Source organism: Isoptericola sp. NPDC019482, from assembly GCF_040632295.1.
Classification (GTDB): Bacteria; Actinomycetota; Actinomycetes; order Actinomycetales; family Cellulomonadaceae; genus Isoptericola.
The window spans coordinates 33,703-51,352 of sequence record NZ_JBEYBQ010000033.1 but is presented as its reverse complement, the minus strand read 5'-3'; the positions used below and the strand labels follow the sequence as shown (position 1 = coordinate 51,352).

The 17,650-nt window shown below is 73.8% G+C and carries 15 protein-coding genes; 7 read left to right on the top strand and 8 right to left on the bottom strand.

All coding sequences use genetic code 11. The annotated features are described in order from the left end of the window. Positions 1-120: 120 nt before the first annotated feature. The 3 genes from fbaA to ABZ493_RS17740 all read right to left on the bottom strand — a co-directional run bounded on the left by fbaA (position 121) and on the right by ABZ493_RS17740 (position 2,848). A complete protein-coding gene (gene fbaA / locus ABZ493_RS17750) occupies positions 121-1,140 on the bottom strand; it encodes a class II fructose-bisphosphate aldolase (RefSeq protein ID WP_430583474.1) in 1,020 nt (339 codons plus the stop codon). 110 nt (positions 1,141-1,250) lie between these two features. After that, complete coding sequence (locus tag ABZ493_RS17745) at positions 1,251-2,015, bottom strand: TrmH family RNA methyltransferase (RefSeq protein WP_430583473.1); 765 nt, start codon at positions 2,013-2,015, stop codon at positions 1,251-1,253. After that, positions 2,012-2,848, bottom strand: a complete 837-nt coding sequence (locus ABZ493_RS17740) for an NAD(P)H-binding protein (RefSeq protein ID WP_430583472.1) — start codon at positions 2,846-2,848, stop codon at positions 2,012-2,014. The genes ABZ493_RS17745 and ABZ493_RS17740 overlap by 4 nt, the downstream gene beginning before the upstream one ends. Before the next feature lie 88 nt (positions 2,849-2,936). Here ABZ493_RS17740 and ABZ493_RS17735 point away from each other — a divergent pair, with 88 nt between their 5' ends. Next, a complete protein-coding gene (locus tag ABZ493_RS17735; RefSeq protein ID WP_430583475.1) occupies positions 2,937-3,677 on the top strand; it encodes an HAD-IIA family hydrolase in 741 nt (246 codons plus the stop codon). Further along, a complete protein-coding gene (locus tag ABZ493_RS17730; protein WP_430583471.1) occupies positions 3,674-3,919 on the top strand; it encodes a hypothetical protein in 246 nt (81 codons plus the stop codon). Before ABZ493_RS17735 ends, ABZ493_RS17730 begins: the two co-directional genes overlap by 4 nt. A gap of 4 nt (positions 3,920-3,923) precedes the next feature. Here the strand turns inward: ABZ493_RS17730 and pyrE are convergent, their stop codons facing one another. The 3 genes from pyrE to ABZ493_RS17715 are packed head-to-tail and all read right to left on the bottom strand — an operon-like array spanning position 3,924 to position 6,635. Then, complete coding sequence (gene pyrE, locus ABZ493_RS17725; RefSeq protein WP_430583470.1) at positions 3,924-4,508, bottom strand: orotate phosphoribosyltransferase; 585 nt, start codon at positions 4,506-4,508, stop codon at positions 3,924-3,926. Then, positions 4,505-5,806 carry a SpoIIE family protein phosphatase gene (locus ABZ493_RS17720; RefSeq protein ID WP_430583469.1) on the bottom strand — a complete coding sequence of 434 codons (1,302 nt, stop codon included), beginning with the start codon at positions 5,804-5,806 and terminating at the stop codon, positions 4,505-4,507. The genes pyrE and ABZ493_RS17720 overlap by 4 nt, the downstream gene beginning before the upstream one ends. 55 nt (positions 5,807-5,861) lie before the next feature. Next, entirely contained in the window at positions 5,862-6,635 is a 774-nt protein-coding gene (locus tag ABZ493_RS17715) for an SDR family NAD(P)-dependent oxidoreductase (protein WP_430583468.1), read from the bottom strand. An 88-nt stretch (positions 6,636-6,723) separates the two neighbouring features. On the opposite strand from ABZ493_RS17715, the gene ABZ493_RS17710 reads away from it, so the two are divergent. The 3 genes from ABZ493_RS17710 (at position 6,724) to ABZ493_RS17700 (ending at position 9,642) form a co-directional block, all read left to right on the top strand. Then, positions 6,724-7,614, top strand: a complete 891-nt coding sequence (locus tag ABZ493_RS17710; protein WP_430583467.1) for an exodeoxyribonuclease III — start codon at positions 6,724-6,726, stop codon at positions 7,612-7,614. Positions 7,615-7,629: 15 nt separating this feature from the next. Further along, positions 7,630-8,361, top strand: a complete 732-nt coding sequence (locus ABZ493_RS17705; RefSeq protein ID WP_430583466.1) for a septum formation family protein — start codon at positions 7,630-7,632, stop codon at positions 8,359-8,361. 462 nt (positions 8,362-8,823) lie between these two features. Continuing rightward, a complete protein-coding gene (locus ABZ493_RS17700; RefSeq protein ID WP_430583465.1) occupies positions 8,824-9,642 on the top strand; it encodes a C40 family peptidase in 819 nt (272 codons plus the stop codon). A gap of 84 nt (positions 9,643-9,726) precedes the next feature. Here the strand turns inward: ABZ493_RS17700 and ABZ493_RS17695 are convergent, their stop codons facing one another. Further along, positions 9,727-11,757: a sigma-70 family RNA polymerase sigma factor gene (locus ABZ493_RS17695; protein WP_430583464.1), complete on the bottom strand. Its 2,031-nt coding sequence runs from the start codon at positions 11,755-11,757 to the stop codon at positions 9,727-9,729. Between the two features lie 182 nt (positions 11,758-11,939). Here ABZ493_RS17695 and ABZ493_RS17690 point away from each other — a divergent pair, with 182 nt between their 5' ends. Both ABZ493_RS17690 and ABZ493_RS17685 read left to right on the top strand, forming a co-directional pair. Beyond that, a complete protein-coding gene (locus ABZ493_RS17690; RefSeq protein WP_430583463.1) occupies positions 11,940-13,385 on the top strand; it encodes a pectinesterase family protein in 1,446 nt (481 codons plus the stop codon). Between the two features lie 53 nt (positions 13,386-13,438). Further along, positions 13,439-14,884 (top strand): RICIN domain-containing protein, encoded by a 1,446-nt coding sequence (locus tag ABZ493_RS17685; protein WP_430583462.1) that lies wholly within the window; start codon positions 13,439-13,441, stop codon positions 14,882-14,884. Between the two features lie 105 nt (positions 14,885-14,989). Here the strand turns inward: ABZ493_RS17685 and clpB are convergent, their stop codons facing one another. After that, on the bottom strand, positions 14,990-17,584 hold the full coding sequence (clpB, locus tag ABZ493_RS17680) for an ATP-dependent chaperone ClpB (protein WP_430583461.1): 2,595 nt from the start codon (positions 17,582-17,584) through the stop codon (positions 14,990-14,992). Positions 17,585-17,650 lie beyond the last annotated feature (66 nt).

The window sequence follows — 17,650 nt, the reverse complement described above, 5'->3', positions numbered from 1 at the left end:
CCGGCAAGCTCGAGCAGGACACCGAGGACGCGCTGGCCGCGGCCGTCGAGGGCGCGCGATGCGGGCCGGCCTTCGTACTACCTCGGCGAAATCCGTACTACCTCGCCGTCGGGTGAGAGGTCACATCTTGTGGCCGGCGGAGCGCAGCTGCTGCGCGGCCTCGACGATGCGGGCGGCCATGCCGGCCTCGGCCTGCTTGCCCCAGGCGCGCGGGTCGTAGGCCTTCTTGTTGCCGACCTCGCCGTCCACCTTGAGGACGCCGTCGTAGTTGCGGAAGAAGTGGTCCGCGACGGGGCGCGAGAACGCGTACTGCGTGTCGGTGTCGATGTTCATCTTGATGACACCGTTGTCGACCGCCTCGGAGATCTCCTCGGCCGTGGAGCCCGAACCGCCGTGGAACACGAGGTCGAACGGGTTCTCCTTGCCGATCTCCGAGCCGACGGCCTTCTGGATGTCCGCGAGGATCGACGGGCGCAGCTTCACGGCGCCCGGCTTGTACACGCCGTGCACGTTGCCGAAGGTGAGGGCCGTGAGGTAGCGGCCCTTCTCGCCGGCGCCGAGCGCGCGCACGGTGGCGAGACCGTCCTCGGCCGTCGTGTAGAGCTTCTCGTTGATCTCGGCCTCGTGGCCGTCCTCCTCGCCACCCACGACGCCGACCTCGATCTCGAGGATGGTGCGCGCGGCCTGCGAGAGCTCGAGCAGCTCGGCGGCGATGACGAGGTTCTCGTCCAGGGGGATGTCCGAGCCGTCGAACATGTGCGACTGGAAGGTCGGGTTCTTGCCGGCCTTCACCTGCTCCGCCTCGAGGGCGAGCAGCGGGCGCACCCAGGAGTCGAGGTTCTTCTTGACGCAGTGGTCGGTGTGGATCGCGATGTTCACCGAGTAGTTCTTCGCGACCTCGGTGGCGTAGGCCGCGAGGGCCAGCGAGCCGACGACGCGGTCCTTGATCGTCGCGCCCGACGCGTACTCCGCGCCGCCCACGGAGACCTGGATGATGCCGTCCGACTCGGCCTCGGCGAAGCCCTGGAGCGCGGCGGTCACGGTCTGCGACGAGGTGATGTTGACGGCGGGGTAGGCGAACTTGCCGGCCTTCGCCCGGTCGATCATCTCGGCGTAGACCTCGGGGGTTGCGATAGGCATCTGCGGTACTCCAATGACGGGGCGTACGAGGATGCAGCGGGATGCTTCGTCGCGACGGGCGCCGTGCGACCCGCATGCAACCGGATTTTCTCACGTCCGGGTCATGGGAGTCACATGCCGTCGGCTCCGTGAGACGGCGCGAGCCAGCGCGACGCCCAGGCGTGCATCGCGACGGCGCCTGCGGCGCCCGCGTTGAGGGAGCGCGTGGAGCCGTGCTGGGTGATGTGCAGGACGGCGGAGCACACCGCCTGCGCCTCCGACGTCAGGCCCACGGACTCCTGGCCGAACAGCAGCACGCAGCGGGCGGGCAGGTCGTAGGCCTCCAGCGGTACCGACCCGGGCACGTTGTCGATGCCGATGACCGGGAGTCCTCCCCCGCCGTCCGTCGACGCCGCCCAGGCGGCGAGCGCCGCCGCGTCCGGGTGGTGGTGGGTGTGCAGGTAGCGGTCGGTGACCATCGCGCCGCGCCGGTTCCACCGCCGTCGGCCGACGACGTGCACGCCGGCCGCGTTGAACGCGTTGGCCGTGCGCACCACGGAGCCGATGTTGAGGTCGTGCGCCCAGTTCTCGATCGCGACGTGCAGCTGCCGGTCCGCGGGGCGGCGGGCGTCAAGGTCGGCGACGACCGCCTCCACGGTCCAGTACCGGTAGCGGTCGACGACGTTGCGACGGTCGCCGTGCGCCAACAGCTCGGGGTCGTAGCGGGGGTCGGGGGCGCCGTCGGGCAGCCGGGGCCACGCGTCCGGGCCACCGGGCCACGGGCCGACGCCGACCTCCGGTCTTCCCCCGGGCGGCCGACGGTTCTGATCGCGTTCGTCATTCGGCGGATAACGTTCGCGATCAGAACCGTCGGCGGGGGTGGGCGGCGGAGTCATGCGTCCGCCAGCCACTGGTCGTAGGTGATCGTGCCCACCGCGGCGTCGGGCACGAGGTTGCGACCGGCCCGGAAGAACTCCCCGAGCGGGCCGGGCAGCGGCACCGCCACCGGCAGCCGGCGGGAGCCGTGCGACCGGCGCCAGGCGCGCGCCATCTCCCGCGCGTCGAGCACCTGCGGCCCGCCGACGGTGGCGGTCGGCGCCCCGGACGGTCCGGTCGTGGGCGCGACCCCGAGCGGGTCCGCGCCCTCGGCCGCGTCGACGAGCGCGCGGGCGACGTCGCGCAGGTCGATCGTCTGGAAGCGGCAGCCGCGCGGGTACGGCAGCAGCCCGAGGCGCGACCAGGCCCCGAGGCGGCCGTCGCGGCCGAGGAAGAGGTCGAGGAACCCGTGGAACTGGGTGGCCCGCACGACCGTCGCCGGCACGGACCCGGCGGCGTACACGCGCTCCTGCTCGGCGTGCGCCCGGTAGTACCCGTACCCGCTGCGGTCCACGCCGGCGATCGAGAGGACGACGGCGCGCCCCACGCCCGCGCGGCCCGCGGCGTCCGCCACCCGCCGCGCGCCCGCGGTGAAGACGGCCTGCGCGGCGGGCGTCATGCCGTTGCTGGTGTCGACCACGGCGTCCACTCCGTCGAATGCCGCGGCGAGCGCGCCGGCAACCCGTGCGTCGTCGTCGTCGAGGAGGTCCACCGCGTGGTGCGCCGCGCCGGGCTCGAGGTCCGTGGGGCGCCGGCGCGAGACCACCCGCACGTCGTGGCCGCGCCCTGCGGCCTCCCGCACCACGGCGCGCCCGGCCTGACCGGTGCCGCCCACCACCGCGATCGTCGTCATGCGCCCATCCTGGCGCACGCGCGGGCCCGCCCCGCCCACTAGGGTGAGCCGCGTGAGCGAACGACGGATCGAGTGCTGGCTGACCGACATGGACGGCGTCCTCGTGCACGAGGGGCAGGCCATCCCCGGGGCGCCGGAGTTCATCCGCGCCCTGCGCGACGCGGAGCGCCCGTTCCTCGTGCTGACGAACAACTCGATCTTCACGCCGCGCGACCTGCGCGCCCGTCTCGCGACGTCCGGCATCGACGTGCCGGAGGAGGCGATCTGGACGTCCGCGCTGGCCACCGGGCAGTTCCTCACCGACCAGATCCCCAACGGCTCCGCCTACGTCATCGGCGAGGCCGGCCTCACCACCGCGCTGTACGAGGCGGGCTACACGCTCACCGAGTCGAACCCGGACTACGTGGTGCTCGGCGAGACCCGCACCTACTCGTTCACCGCGATCACCAAGGCGATCCGCCTCGTGCGCGACGGCGCACGGTTCATCGCCACCAACCCGGACACGACCGGCCCGTCCGCCGAGGGGCCGCTGCCGGCCACCGGCGCCGTCGCCGCGATGATCCAGGCCGCCACCGGCCGCTCGCCGTACTACGTGGGCAAGCCGAACCCGATGATGTTCCGTTCCGCGCTCAACCGGATCGACGCGCACTCCGAGGTCACGGCGATGATCGGCGACCGCATGGACACCGACGTCGTCGCCGGCATCGAGGCGGGCCTCGAGACGTTCCTCGTCATGACCGGCTCCACCACGGCGGCCGAGGTGGACACGTACCCGTTCCGGCCGTCGCACGTCGTCGACTCCATCGCGGACCTCATCGGCCGGGTATGACGCCACGCGCGCGGGCTCTCGTGTGGACGGCGGTCGTCGTCGGTGCCGCGCTCGTGGTGCTCGGGGTCTACCAGGCCTCCACCTGGAGCTTCACGTTCGGCTGGTTCGCGTACGCCCCGCTGTCGGACACGACGTTCCACCCGCAGATCGCGAACTTCTGGGTGCCGCCCGCCATGATCGGCGTCGGGGCGCTGCTCGTCGGCCTGGGCGGCGGCTTCCTGCTGGGCCGCCGCCGCGGCTGACGGTTCAGACCAGTCCGAGGTCGGCCAGGTCGTAGAGGTAGTGGTAGGGCACGCCGAGCCCCTCGATCTTCTCGCCCGCGCCGGTGGCGCGGTCGACGATCGTCGCGCAGCCGAGCACCTCGGCGCCCGCGGCGCGCAGCGCCTCGATGGCCGCGATGGGCGACCCGCCCGTCGTCGTCGTGTCCTCGAGGACCACGACCTTGCGGCCCGCGACCTCGGGGCCCTCGATCTGCCGCTGCATGCCGTGCGCCTTGGCTGCCTTACGGACGACGAACGCGTCGAGGTCCTGCCCGCGCGACGCCGCGGCGTGCAGCAGCGCGTCCGCGATCGGGTCCGCGCCCAGGGTCAGGCCGCCGACGGCGTCGACCTCCGCGGTGCCGAGGCCGACCTCCTCCAGGTGGTCGAGCAGCACGTGGCCCACGAGCGGGGCCGCACGGTGGTGCAGCGTGATGCGGCGCAGGTCGACGTAGTAGTCGGCCTCCTTGCCGGAGGACAGGGTCACCTTGCCGTGCACGACGGCGAGCTCGGTGATGAGGTCGCGCAGCTGCTCGCGGGGCGTGGGGCCGAAGGCGGGATCCGAGGAGGTCACGCGGTCATCGTACCGACGGCTTCCGGCCCGTCCGCGGGGACGTCGTCCACCTGGAGCGCGACGAGCGCCACGTCGTCGGTGCCCCGGATCGGCGTGCTCCGCGCCAGCACGCAGTCCGCCAGTCGCTCCAGCCGGAGGTCCACGACCCTCTCCACGTCCCGGCGCAGGTGCTCGAGGGAGTCGCTCAGCAGCTCCCCGCGCCGCTCGACCAGGCCGTCCGTGAAGAGCAGCAGCGCCGCGCAGGGCTCGAGCACGCGGGCCTGCTCCGGCCGTTCCTTCGGCAGCAGCAGGCCGAACAGCCGGCCGGGACGGTCGTCGAGGAGCTCGGCGCCCAGGTCGGCCCACCGCACCAGCGGCGGCAGCGACCCGGCGCGAGCCCAGGTGACGCGCCGGGACCCGTCGGGCGCGGGCGGGTCGACGACGGCCACCGTCACGGCGGCGAACGCCTCGATCCGCAGGGCGGCGGCGGCCCGCTCGGCCCGATCGAGGATCGCGGCCGGGCCCGCGTCGTCCTCGACCGCCACGGTGCGCAGCACGCCCTTGAGGTGCGCCATCGCAGCCGCGGCGTCGACGTCGTGCCCCGCCACGTCACCCACGACCAGCACCGCGCGGCCGGACTCCCGGAGCACGACGTCGTACCAGTCGCCGCCCACCCGCGTGATCCGGTTCGCCGGCTGGTAGCGGACGTCCAGCGTCAGTCCGGGGACGTCCGGCGGCGGAGTGAGCACCGAGGACTGGAGTGTCACCGCCGCCTCGCGCTCCGCGGCGGCCGTCGCCCGCATCCGCGCCACCGTGCTGTGCCACGACATCTGCGCCGGCGTGGCGTCGCCGTCGGTGCCCTCGACGTCGGCCGCGTCGATCTCCTCCACCCGGACCACGACCGCGCGGACCGCGGCGTCGCCCGCACGCATGACCGGCAGCACGAGGAGCATCCAGTACCGCGCCCCCGTCTCGCCCGTACGCGGGTCGGGCAGGTCCCACCGGGTCGGTTCGACAACCTCGGGCATGCCCGTGCGCAGGCACCGGGCGATCGCGTCCATGGCGCGAGGCACGGGCGGCGGGCCGCCCGGCACCCGCGCCAGCGCGTCGGCCAGCGTCCGCCCGACGAGCGCGTCCACCGGCATGCCGAGGAGCTCGGTGTACGAACGGTTCGCGTCGAGCACCACGAGGTCGGGGTCCAGCACGATCTTCGGCACGGCCAGGGCGTCGAACAGGTCGCGGTAGTCGAGCGCGTCGCCTCCCGGGACGGCGCTGCGAGCGCCCCCGGTGTCCGTCGCCGGTGTCGTCCCCCCGATCACCCTTCCATCGTGGGACAGGCGGCAGGATCTCGCCCGGCCTCGGTGACGACCGAGGTCAGCGGTACTTGCCGACGGCGCGCACGGCGGCGCGCGGGGCGAGGCGCAGCAGCGCGGAGGCCGCCTTGTAGCGGACGGACGGCGTCGAGATGACGACGCCGCGGCGCACGTCCGCGAGCGCCTCGGAGACGACGCGCGGGGCGTCGAGCCAGCCGACGTCGGGCACCGTGGTCATGTCGATGCCCGCCCGGTCGTGGAACTCGGTGCGCACGAACCCGGGGCAGAGCACCGTGGCGGTGACGCCGGTGCCCTTGAGCTCGACGGCGAGCCCCTCCGTGAAGGACCGCACGTACGCCTTCGCCGCCGCGTAGGTGCCTCCGGCGGTGAGGGCCGCGACCGACCCGACGGTGAGGATCGCCCCGCGCCCCCGGGCCGTCATCTGCCCGACGGCCGCGTGCGAGAGGACGAGCACCGCCCGGACCATGACGTCGAGGGCGGAGAGCTCGACGGCGAGCTCGCCGCGCACGAACGACTGCGCCGTCGCGAACCCCGCGTTGTTGACGAGCAGGCCCACCGGGCGCCGGTCGTCGCCCTCCTCGTCGCCGGTGACGGCGAGCCGGGCGGCGACCCGCTCCAGGTCTGCCGGGACGGACAGGTCCGCCGGCAGCACCTCCACCCGGACGCCGGCGGCGGCGCGCACCTGCGCGGCGACCTGCTCCAGGCGGTCGGCGTCGCGCGCGACGACGACCACGTCGTGTCGCGCGGTGGCGAGCTGCCAGACGAACTCCAGGCCGAGGCCGGCGGTGGCGCCGGTGACGAGCGCGGTACCCATGGGGGCAGCCTAGAGGGCGGACAGCCCCGGGTCTGACCCTGACGCGACCGCCACCCGGGGCGACGGGGCCGGCCGGTAGCCTGGCGCGGTGCGCCTCGCGACCTGGAACGTCAACTCCGTCCGTGCCCGCGTCGACCGGGTGATCGCCTTCCTGGAGCGCTCGGGCACCGACGTGCTCGCCATCCAGGAGACCAAGTGCCGCGACGAGCAGTTCCCGCACGCGGCGTTCGAGGCCGCCGGGTACCAGGTGGCGCACACCGGGCACTCGGCGTGGAACGGCGTCGCGATCGCGTCGCGGGTCGGGATCAACGACGTCGAGACGTCCTTCCCTGGCCAGCCGGGGTTCGCCAAGCCCGCCGCCGCACCGGCGCCCGCGGACGGCGCGCCCGCCGAGGCCCCCGACGCGTCACCCGACGAGCCGGGGGCGGCCACCCTCCTCGACGTGCCGCCGCCGGTCGAGGCGCGCGCCCTCGGCGCCACCTGCGGCGGCGTCCGCGTGTGGTCGCTGTACGTGCCGCACGGCCGGGCGGTCGGCGACCCGCACTACGCGTACAAGCTGGCGTGGCTGGGCGCGCTGCACGACGCCGCCGCGGGCTGGCTCGCGGCCGACCCGCGCGCCCAGGTCGCGCTGGTCGGCGACTGGAACGTCATCCCGCTCGACACGGACGTCTACGACCCCGCCGCGTTCGAGGGGCACACCCACGTGACCCCCGCGGAGCGGGAGGCGTTCACCGCGTTCGCCACCGCCGGGTATACCGAGGTGACGCGCGAGCACCTGCCCGCCGAGCACACCTACACGTACTGGGACTACCAGCAGCTCGCCTTCCCGCGGAACAAGGGCCTGCGCATCGACTTCGCCTACGCCTCCCCCGCCGTGCGCGAGCGCGTCACCGGCGTCGTCATCGACCGGGACGAGCGCAAGGGCAAGGGCGCCAGCGACCACGTCCCGGTGATCCTCGACCTCGCCGACCCGGCCTGACGCGCGGAGCACGTCGTGACCCAGGACCCGGCGCAGGACCCCCTGCAGGACCCGGCCCGTCACCCGGCCCAGAACGCGTCCCAGGACGCCGCGTCGCCCGCGGATCCCGTCTTCGCCGCGCCCACGCCGGCGGGCGTGCTGCCCGCGGACGGCCTGGCCGACCTGGGACTGCCTGACACGAGCGGGGACGAGGCCGGTCCCCACGGGGCCCGTCCCGGCGACGCGCGGCGGGGCGCGGCCCCCGCGCCCGGAGGCGTCCGCGCCGCCGGGGTCCGTCGCGTCGCGGTCCGCGGGGCCGTGGCGGTGGTGGCGCTCGCCGTGGTCGGCGGCGCCGTCGCGATCGGGGTCACGACGGCGCGCGACCGGGCCACCGCCCCCGTGCCTGCCGCGGTGACCGGGGCGCGCGAGGTGAACGCGGCGCAGCTCGTGCTCGGGTCGTGCCTGCGCGACCTCCCGCCCGGCGACGTCGGCCGCGTGACGGTCACGCCGTGCGCCGACGCGCACGCGGCGCAGGTGGTGGGGCGCACGGACTCCGCCGCCGGGGCGGTGTGGCCCGGTCACGACGCCCTGGTGCGCAAGGCGTCCGCCGACTGCGGCCCGGGGCTGCTGGGGGCGGCGGGCCGCGAGGTCGAGGGGCTGACCTTCGTCGTCCTCACCCCCTCCGAGGACGGCTGGTCGGCCGGCGACCGGACCGGGCTGTGCCTCGCGGTCTCCACCACCCCCCGGTCGGGCGACCTGCTCGCCTGAGCCTTTCCGGACGACGGGCCCATAGCAGAGTCCCGGTCGTGAAAGGCGTCGTCCGTCTCCATCCACGGGGGGATTCTTACAGTGACCTTCGTCACATCCGGTATCACGCGACCGCGCCCGGTTCGGACCGGGATGCCCGGACTCGTCCAGCGACGATGCTCGTGGACCGCCCCGTCAACGACACGCCCGGGGTGTTACCTGAACGTGACCTCGTGGGGTCTGCAGGGTTAGCGTCCCTCGACCGCACCTACCCCACGGGTGCCGGCCGACCGAGGCGCAGCCGAGTGCTGCCGGCGCCCCGGTGACCACGACATCCACGGCAGCAGCGGGAGACCCACTTCCGGCCGGCCGCCCGGGCACACCGCCCGGACGCTCCCGGCCTTGGGGTTCAGCCACCTTGGTGGCGGGCCAACGATCTCGGCCTCACCCGACAGCTCATCTCGCAGGCTGGAGGTCACGCCCATGTCAACGACCCCTGCTCCCGCGCGCCCCGGCACCGTCGCCGTGGCCGCCCGCCGGCCCCGACGGGCGATCATCGCCCTGGCCGTCGCCGGCGCCCTCACCGGCGGTGGCCTCGTCGCCGCCGCGCCCCACGCCTCCGCGGCCCCGGTCAGCGCCGTGGCCGTCAAGACCGCCAAGACGACGCCGTACGCCAAGCTCACCGTGTCCAAGCGGACCGTGGTGAAGAACGACCGCTCCTCGCGGCCGAAGTTCACCATCGTGGCCAAGCACGCCGGCAAGCCGATCTCGGCCCGCGCGAAGCTGATCATCAACGGCAAGACCATCACGACGCGCACGATGCACGGCGGCAAGATCACCTTCCAGCCGTACAAGAAGCGCTACAAGGTCGGCACCAACAAGGTCCGCCTGGTCGTCCTCCCGAAGTCGAGCGCGCTGGCCGACAAGTCGTCGCGCACCGTCTCCGTGAAGGGCGTGAAGAAGGAGACCCGCAGCCAGAAGATCGTGCGCGTCGCCAAGGCCCAGGTCGGCGACCGGTACGTCTACGGCGCGAGCGGCCCGAGCTCCTTCGACTGCTCCGGCCTCACCCGGTACGTCTACAAGAAGGCCACCGGCAAGACGCTGCCGCGCTCGTCGTCGGCCCAGAAGAGCCGCGGCAAGGCCGTCTCCCGGAAGAACGCCCGCCCGGGCGATCTCATCTGGACCCCCGGCCACGTCGCGATCTACATCGGCAACGGCAAGCAGGTCGAGGCCGCGCGCCCCGGCGTCGGCGTCGTGAAGCGCCACATCTGGCAGGACAACCCGCGCTTCATCCGCATCTGACCCGGCCGAGGTAGCACGACACCCGCCGAGGGAGTTCGAGGGCGGGCCGCATCGGATGCGGCCCGCCCTCGAGCCGTCTCGACGTCATGCCGGCCCGGGCCACGAGTTGCCGGACGCGTCCACGTCGTCGCCCAGCTTGGCCGCCACGTCGTTGCCCGACGTCGTGTTGTCACGCAGGACGGCGGCCGCGGTCTCCAGGAAGAACCCCGCGGCCCCGTTGTCCCGCGCCGTGTTCCCCACCAGCCGGATCGCCCCGGCGTTGCCGCCGTCCGTGAAGCCGTGGTGCCCGTTGCCCCACGCCACGTTGCCCTCGACGACGTGCGCGACGGCGGGAGGCTCGTCCCCGCCGCCCAGCGTGTAGCCGCCCCCGTTGCCGTGCCAGCCGGCGATCCCCCACCGGTCGATGCCGTTGCGGAACGACTCGTTCGAGCGCAGCGTGACCGGGCTCGCGAACTCCCCCAGGTCGACGCCGTCGTCGGCGTTGTCGTAGAAGCGGTTGCCCTCCACGACGTTGCCCGTGCCGGAGCCGAACTTGACCCCGAGGCCGAGGCCGGCGTCGCCGGCGGCGGAGTCGTCGTGGTTGTCGTAGAACGCGCTGTCGCGCACGACGTTGTCCGCCGTCCCCGCACCGCGCAACTCGAGGCCCGAGCGCGTGTTCGCGTGCACGCGAAGGCGCTGGAACACCCCGCCCGCGCAGGACACGCAGAGGTAGCCGTGGCTCCGCGACCCCCGGACCTCCAGGTCCTGCACCGTCCAGAGGTCCGCCTCCTGCACGAGCGGCCACTCGTCGGCGGGCACCGCCGCCAGGTCGAGCACCGCCCGCTCGTCGCGGTAGCCGCTCAGCGTGATCCGGGCGCCCGGGGCGCCGTCGGTCGTGATCGACACCGGCTCCTCGACGCGGTAGGTGCCGCCCCGCAGCGCGATCACCTGGCCCGGCCGGACCACCGACACCGCGCGGGCGAGGGTGGCGAACGGCCGCGCGTAGCTGCCGTCCGCCGCGTCGGAGCCGTCGGGCGCGACGTACAGGTCGGCGGTGGGCACGCCCGACGTCGGCCCGTCGGCGGGCGGCTCCGTCGCGGCCGGCGCCGCGACCGGGTCGACCGGTGACGACGGCTCCGGCGCGGGCGACGCCGCCACGACCGGTGCCGCATGCTCCGGTCCCGGCAGGACCACCGTGGTGACCGCCGCCCCGCCCCCGGCCACGACGACCGCCGTCGCGGTCACCGCCGCCACCGGGCGGGCGACCACCGCGTCCCACCCGTCGCGCAGGTGCTCCGCGAGGGCGTGCCACCAGCCGGGCGGCCCCGGCGCGCCCGCGTCGAGCACCCCGCGCACGACGTCGTGCGCCGCCCCCGCCGGGATCGCCACGAGGCCGATCGCGGGGACCAGCCGCTCCGGCGGCACCAGGGCCGCGGCGAGGCCGGAGCACGCCGGGCAGTCCCGCACGTGGCGCCCCAGGCGCTTGCGCCACAGCGGCGACGGCACGCCGTCCCAGCCGGCGGCCGCGCGGTCGAGCCCCGCGCACCGCGGGACGGCGTCGAGCGCGAGGCCGACACCACGGGCCGTGGCGAGCTGCGCCCGCATCCGCTGCACCCGCACCGCGGCGTGACGCCGGCCGACGCCGAGCGCGCGGGCGAGGTCGCGCCGGCCGAGCCCGCCGCACAGCTCCTGCCACCACAGCCCGAGGACGCCCTGGTGCGCCGGGTCGAGCCAGCGACCCGCCGCGACCAGGCCGCGGCGCTGGTCGGCGGCGACGACGTCGGCCGTCACGCGCAGGTCCGGGGACGGCGCCGGGTCCGCGACGCGGGCCAGCGCGGGGTCGGCCGGGACGGGTCGTCCGCGGCGCGCGCGGTGGTGGTCCTGCATCTGCCGGTAGGCGACCGCCATCAGCCAGGACCGGAACCGGGCCGGGTCGCGCACGCTGCCCAGCGACGTCACGGCCCGCAGCATGGTCTCCTGCACGACGTCGTCGACGTCGGCGGCGCAGGAGCCGTCGTCGCCGAGCCCTCGCGCGACGACACCGCGCACGAGCGGCAGGTGCCCCGCGAGGAGCTCCCCGAGCGCCGCGCGGTCGCCGGCCTGGGCGCGCACCACCAGGTCGGCCGTCCCGTCCACGTCGCGCCCCGTCCTCGTCGTCGGCGGCCCGCGCCGTCGTCGGGCCGTGTGCATGCTAGCGAGCGGTGCATCGATGAAAAAGTGTTGTCCCCTCCCCCGGCCCACCGTCTACCTCGTGGCCCGCGACGACGCGGGCCACGGACCAGCACCGGTCCGTCAGCCTGAGGGAAGGACCGTCGGACATGACCGACATCCCCACGCACCACCGTCGACGGCTGGCCGGCGCCGCAGCCGCCACGGCCGTCGCCGCCGGGCTCCTCGTCGGGGCCACGACCACGACCGCCGCCGCGGCGCCCGCCGCCGGCACCTACCAGCTCACCGTCGCCCGCAGCGGGCAGTGCCTCGACGTCGTCGCCGGGTCGAAGGACAACAGCGCCCTGCTGCAGCAGTGGGGCTGCAGCGGCGCCGCCTGGCAGCAGTTCCGGCTCGAGCCGCTCGGCGGCGGCGCGTACCAGCTGCGCAACGTCAACAGCGACCGCTGCCTCGACGTGCCCAGCGGCACCGACGTCGTCGGCACCCGCATCCAGCAGTGGAGCTGCAAGCCCGCCCAGACCAACCAGCAGTGGACCCTCACCGCGTCCCGCGACGGGTCCTACCTCGTCGCCAGCGTGGCCAACGGCCTGTGCCTCAGCATCCAGGGCGCGTCCACCGCGAGCGGCGCGGCCGTCATCCAGGAGGGCTGCACGCACAACACCAACAAGCAGTGGACGTTCACCACCACCGGCGGCGGCTCGACGGAGGACGCCACGGTCGCGGCCGATGGCTCCGGGACGTACCGCACGGTCCAGCAGGCGGTCGACGCGATCCCCGCGAACGCGACGTCCAAGCAGCGCATCACGGTCGCGCCCGGCGCCTACCGCGGCAAGGTCGTCGTCGGCAAGGACAAGCCCTTCGTGGAGCTCGTCGGGCTCGGGGACGACCCCGCGGACGTCGTGATCGTCGACGGCGTGAGCGCCGGCGAGGGCGGCAGCCACCGCGGCAGCGCCACGATGGTGGTCGAGGGCGCGAACTTCAGCGCGGACAACCTCACGGTGTCGAACGACCACGACGAGTCGGAGACCACGGAGGGCAACCAGGCCCTGGCGATGTATCTCAACGCCGACCGCACCCTGCTCGACGACCTCCGCCTCCTGGGCGACCAGGACACCCTGCTCGTCAACGACGCCGCCCGCGCGTACGTGACGGACACGTACGTCGAGGGCACGGTCGACTTCATCTACGGCGGCGGCATCGCCGTGTTCCACCGCAGCACGATCTACGAGAAGCGCACCACCGGCGGCCCGATCACGGCGGCGAGCACGCCGTCGGACCGCAAGTACGGCTTCCTCTTCTACCAGTCCCGCATCACGGGGGCCACGAACAACACCACCCAGCTCGGGCGGCCGTGGCGGCAGGGCGCCCAGGTGCTGTACCGCGAGTCGGACCTCTCCGCGACGATCAAGACGTCGCAGCCGTGGACGGACATGTCGGACAGCACCTGGCAGAACGCCCGGTTCCTGGAGTACCGGAACACCGGCGCCGGCGCGACGGTGAACTCCAACCGCCCGCAGCTCTCCGACGCGCAGGCCGCCGAGTACACGCCGCAGAAGTACCTGGCGGGCTCCGACGGCTGGAACCCGGTGGGCTAGCCGTGACGATCACGCACCGCCTTCAGACCCACGCTGAGAAAGGACGATCGGACATGTCCGACACCACGCACCGCCGACGACGCCGTCTCCTGGCCGCCGTCACGACCGCCGCCGTCCTGGCCACCGGCCTCGCCGTCGGCTCCACCACCACCGCCACCGCGGCGCCCGCCGCCGGCACCTACCAGCTCTCCGTCGCCCGCAGCGGCAAGTGCCTCGACGTCGTCGCCGGGTCGAAGGACAACAGCGCCCTGCTGCAGCAGTGGGGCTGCAGCGGCTCCGCCTGGCAGCAGTTCCGGCTCGAGCCCGTCACCTCCACCACCTACCAGCTGCGCAACGTCAACAGCGACCGCTGCCTCGACGTGCCCAGCGGCACCGACGTCGTCGGCACCCGCATCCAGCAGTGGAGCTGCAAGCCCGCCCAGACCAACCAGCAGTGGGCCCTCACCGCGTCCCGCGACGGGTCGTACCTCGTCGCCAACGTCGACAGCGGGCTCTGCCTCAGCATCCAGGGCGCGTCCACCGCCGACGGCGCCGCGCTCGTCCAGGAGGGCTGCACGCACAACACCAACAAGCAGATCACCTTCACCCCCGCGGGCTCGGGGGGCGGCTGGTCGTCGACCGCCGACGGCTTCGCCTCGACCGACGGCGGCACCACGGGCGGCGCGGGCGGCACGGCGGTGACGGTCACGACCCAGGCCGACCTGGAGAAGTACGTGACCGCCTCGGGCCGGTACGTCATCACCGTGGCCGCGCCGATCACGATCTCGCCGAAGGGCAAGGAGCTCAAGGTGGCCTCCGACAAGACGATCGTCGGCAAGGGCACGTCGGGCCAGATCGTGGGCGGGGGCTTCTTCCTCGGCGACACCACCAGCAACGTCATCCTCCGCAACCTCACCATCCGGGACACGCGGATGACCGAGGACGACCCGGACGACAAGGAGTTCGACTACGACGCCATCCAGATGGACGGCGCCGACCACGTCTGGATCGACCACAACCGGCTCACGCGGATGAACGACGGCCTGATCGACTCGCGCAAGGACACCACGAACCTCACCGTGTCGTGGAACGTGCTCGAGGAGAACAACAAGGCCTTCGGCATCGGCTGGACGGAGAACGTCTCGGCGAAGATCACGATCCACCACAACTGGATCCGCGCCACGAACCAGCGCAACCCCAGCACGGACAACGTGGCCTACGCCCATCTCTACAACAACTACCTGCAGGACGTCGCGAGCTACGGCAACTACGCCCGCGGCGGCACGAAGATGGTGCTGCAGAACAGCTACTTCGAGCGGGTGAACGACCCGTACTACCGCGACGACACGGCCGCGCTGGCCCAGTCCGGCAGCATCGTCGTCGACTCCACCGGCCAGAAGGAGAGCGGCGGGACGGCGTTCGACCCGGCGTCCTTCTACCCCTACACGCTCGACGCGGCGGCCGACGTGCCGGCGCTCGTGCGCGCGGGCGCCGGCCCGCAGGCCTCGATCGGCGGCTGACCCCGGCCGAGGTAGTACGAGAAACGCCGAGGTAGTACGAGGGGCGCCCACAGCTTCTGTGGGCGCCCCTCGTACTACCTCGGCGTTTCTCGTACTACCTCGGCATCAGCTCGGGGTCACGACCAGACCCGCGGCGTCCGGGGCCCGGTCGACGACGACGGTGCCGCCGTCGGACACCGCGCCCGACAGCAGCTCCTTGGCGAGCCGGTCGCCGATCTCGCGCTGCACCAGGCGGCGCAGCGGACGGGCGCCGTACGCCGGGTCGAAGCCCTCCAGCGCCAGCCACTCGCGCGCGGCGGGCGTGACGTCCACCGTGATGCGCCGGTCGGCCAGCCGCTTCGCGAACGCCGCGACCTGGAGGTCGACGATCTCGCCCAGCTCCTCGACGTTCAGCGCGTCGAAGATCACCACGTCGTCGAGCCGGTTGAGGAACTCCGGCTTGAACGACGCGCGCACGGCCGCCATGACCGCCTCGCGGCGCGCGGCGTCGTCGAGCGCCGGGTCCACGAGGAACTGCGAGCCCAGGTTCGACGTCAGCACGAGGATGACGTTGCGGAAGTCGACCGTGCGGCCCTGGCCGTCGGTGAGGCGGCCGTCGTCGAGCACCTGCAGCAGGATGTCGAAGACCTCGGGGTGCGCCTTCTCCACCTCGTCCAGCAGGACGACGGAGTACGGGCGCCGCCGCACGGCCTCGGTGAGCTGCCCGCCCTCCTCGTAGCCGACGTACCCGGGGGGCGCGCCGACCAGCCGCGACACCGAGTGCTTCTCCGAGTACTCGGACATGTCGATGCGCACCATGGCGCGCTCGTCGTCGAACAGGAAGTCCGCGAGCGACTTGGCCAGCTCGGTCTTGCCGACGCCGGTGGGGCCGAGGAACAGGAACGACCCGGTCGGCCGGTCGGGGTCGGCCACGCCGGCCCGCGAGCGCCGCACGGCGTCGGACACCGCGCGCACCGCGGCGGTCTGGCCGATGAGCCGCTCGCCGATGACGTCCTCCATGTGCAGGAGCTTCTCCGACTCGCCCTGCAGCAGCCGCCCGGCGGGGATGCCGGTCCAGGCGGCGACCACCTCGGCGATCTCGTCGGAGCCCACCTTGTCGGCGATCATCGGCGCCTCGTGCGCGGCCTCCTGCGACGCCTCGGCCCGCTCGGCGTCCGCGAGCTCGCGCTCGACCTGCGGGATCTCCCCGTACAGGAGGCGGGCGGCGGACTCGAGGTCGCCCTCGCGCTGCAGCCGGTCGGACTCGGTGCGCAGCTCGTCGATGCGGGCGCGCAGGTCGCCGACGCGGTTGTGGCCGGCCTTCTCCGACTCCCACCGCGCGGTGAGCGCGGCGAGCCGCTCGCGCGTGTCGGCGAGGTCGGCGCGCAACCGCTCCAGGCGCTCCTTCGAGGCGGCGTCGTCGGACTCCTTGAGCACGACCTCCTCCATCTCGAGGCGCGTGACGACGCGCTGCAGCTCGTCGATCTCGACCGGCGAGGAGTCCATCTCCATCCGCAGGCGCGACGCCGCCTCGTCGACGAGGTCGATCGCCTTGTCGGGCAGCTGGCGGCCGGTGATGTACCGGTCGGACAGCGCGGCGGCGGCCACGAGCGCGGAGTCGGCGATCGTCACCTTGTGGTGCGCCTCGTACCGCTCCTTGAGCCCGCGCAGGATCGCGACCGTGTCCTCCACGGACGGCTCGCCGACGAACACCTGCTGGAACCGGCGCTCGAGGGCCGGGTCCTTCTCGATGTGCTCGCGGTACTCGTCGAGGGTCGTGGCGCCGACCAGCCGCAGCTCGCCGCGCGCGAGCATCGGCTTGAGCATGTTGCCCGCGTCCATGGCGCCCTCGCCGCCGGCGCCCGCGCCGACGACGGTGTGCAGCTCGTCGATGAAGGTGACGACCTCGCCGTCCGACGCGGTGATCTCCTCGAGCACGGCTTTGAGCCGCTCCTCGAACTCGCCGCGGTACTTGGCGCCCGCGACCATGCCGGCCAGGTCGAGCGCGACGAGGCGCTTGCCCTGCAGGGACGTCGGGACGTCGCCCGCGACGATGCGCTGGGCCAGGCCCTCGACTACGGCGGTCTTGCCGACGCCGGGCTCGCCGATGAGCACGGGGTTGTTCTTGGTGCGGCGGCTCAGCACCTGCACGACGCGGCGGATCTCGGAGTCGCGGCCGATGACCGGGTCGAGCTTGCCGTCGCGGGCGCGCTGCGTGAGGTCGCTGCCGTACTGCTCCAGCGCCTTGTACGTGCCCTCGGGGTTGGGGCTGGTGACGCGGGAGGAGCCGCGGACGGCGGGCAGCGCGGCGCGCAGCGCGTCGGCGGTGGCGCCCGCCTCGGTGAGCGCCTGGGCGGCGGCGGACTGCCCGGCGGCGAGCGCGATGAGCAGGTGCTCCGTCGAGACGTACTCGTCGCCGAGCGCCTCGGCCTCCTTGCCGGCGTTCTCCAGCACGGCGCTCATAGCGCGCGACGGCGCGGGCTGCGCGACGGCGGACCCGCTCGCCTGCGGCAGGGCGACGAGGGCCGCGCGGGCGCGCTGGCCGATCTGCTGGGCGTTCGCGCCGACGGCGTCGAGCAGGCCGACGGCGACGCCGCCCGTCTGGTGGAGCAGCGCCTGCAACAGGTGGACGGGCTCGAGCTGGGGGTTGCCCGCGGCCGACGCCGACTGGACGGCGTCGCCGAGCGCCTGCTGCGACATGGTCGTGAGCTTGATGTCCATGGGACCTCCGGGATGACGTGCGATGACACGGGAAGAACGTCTGTCGGGAGAACGCCGCCAAAGTTG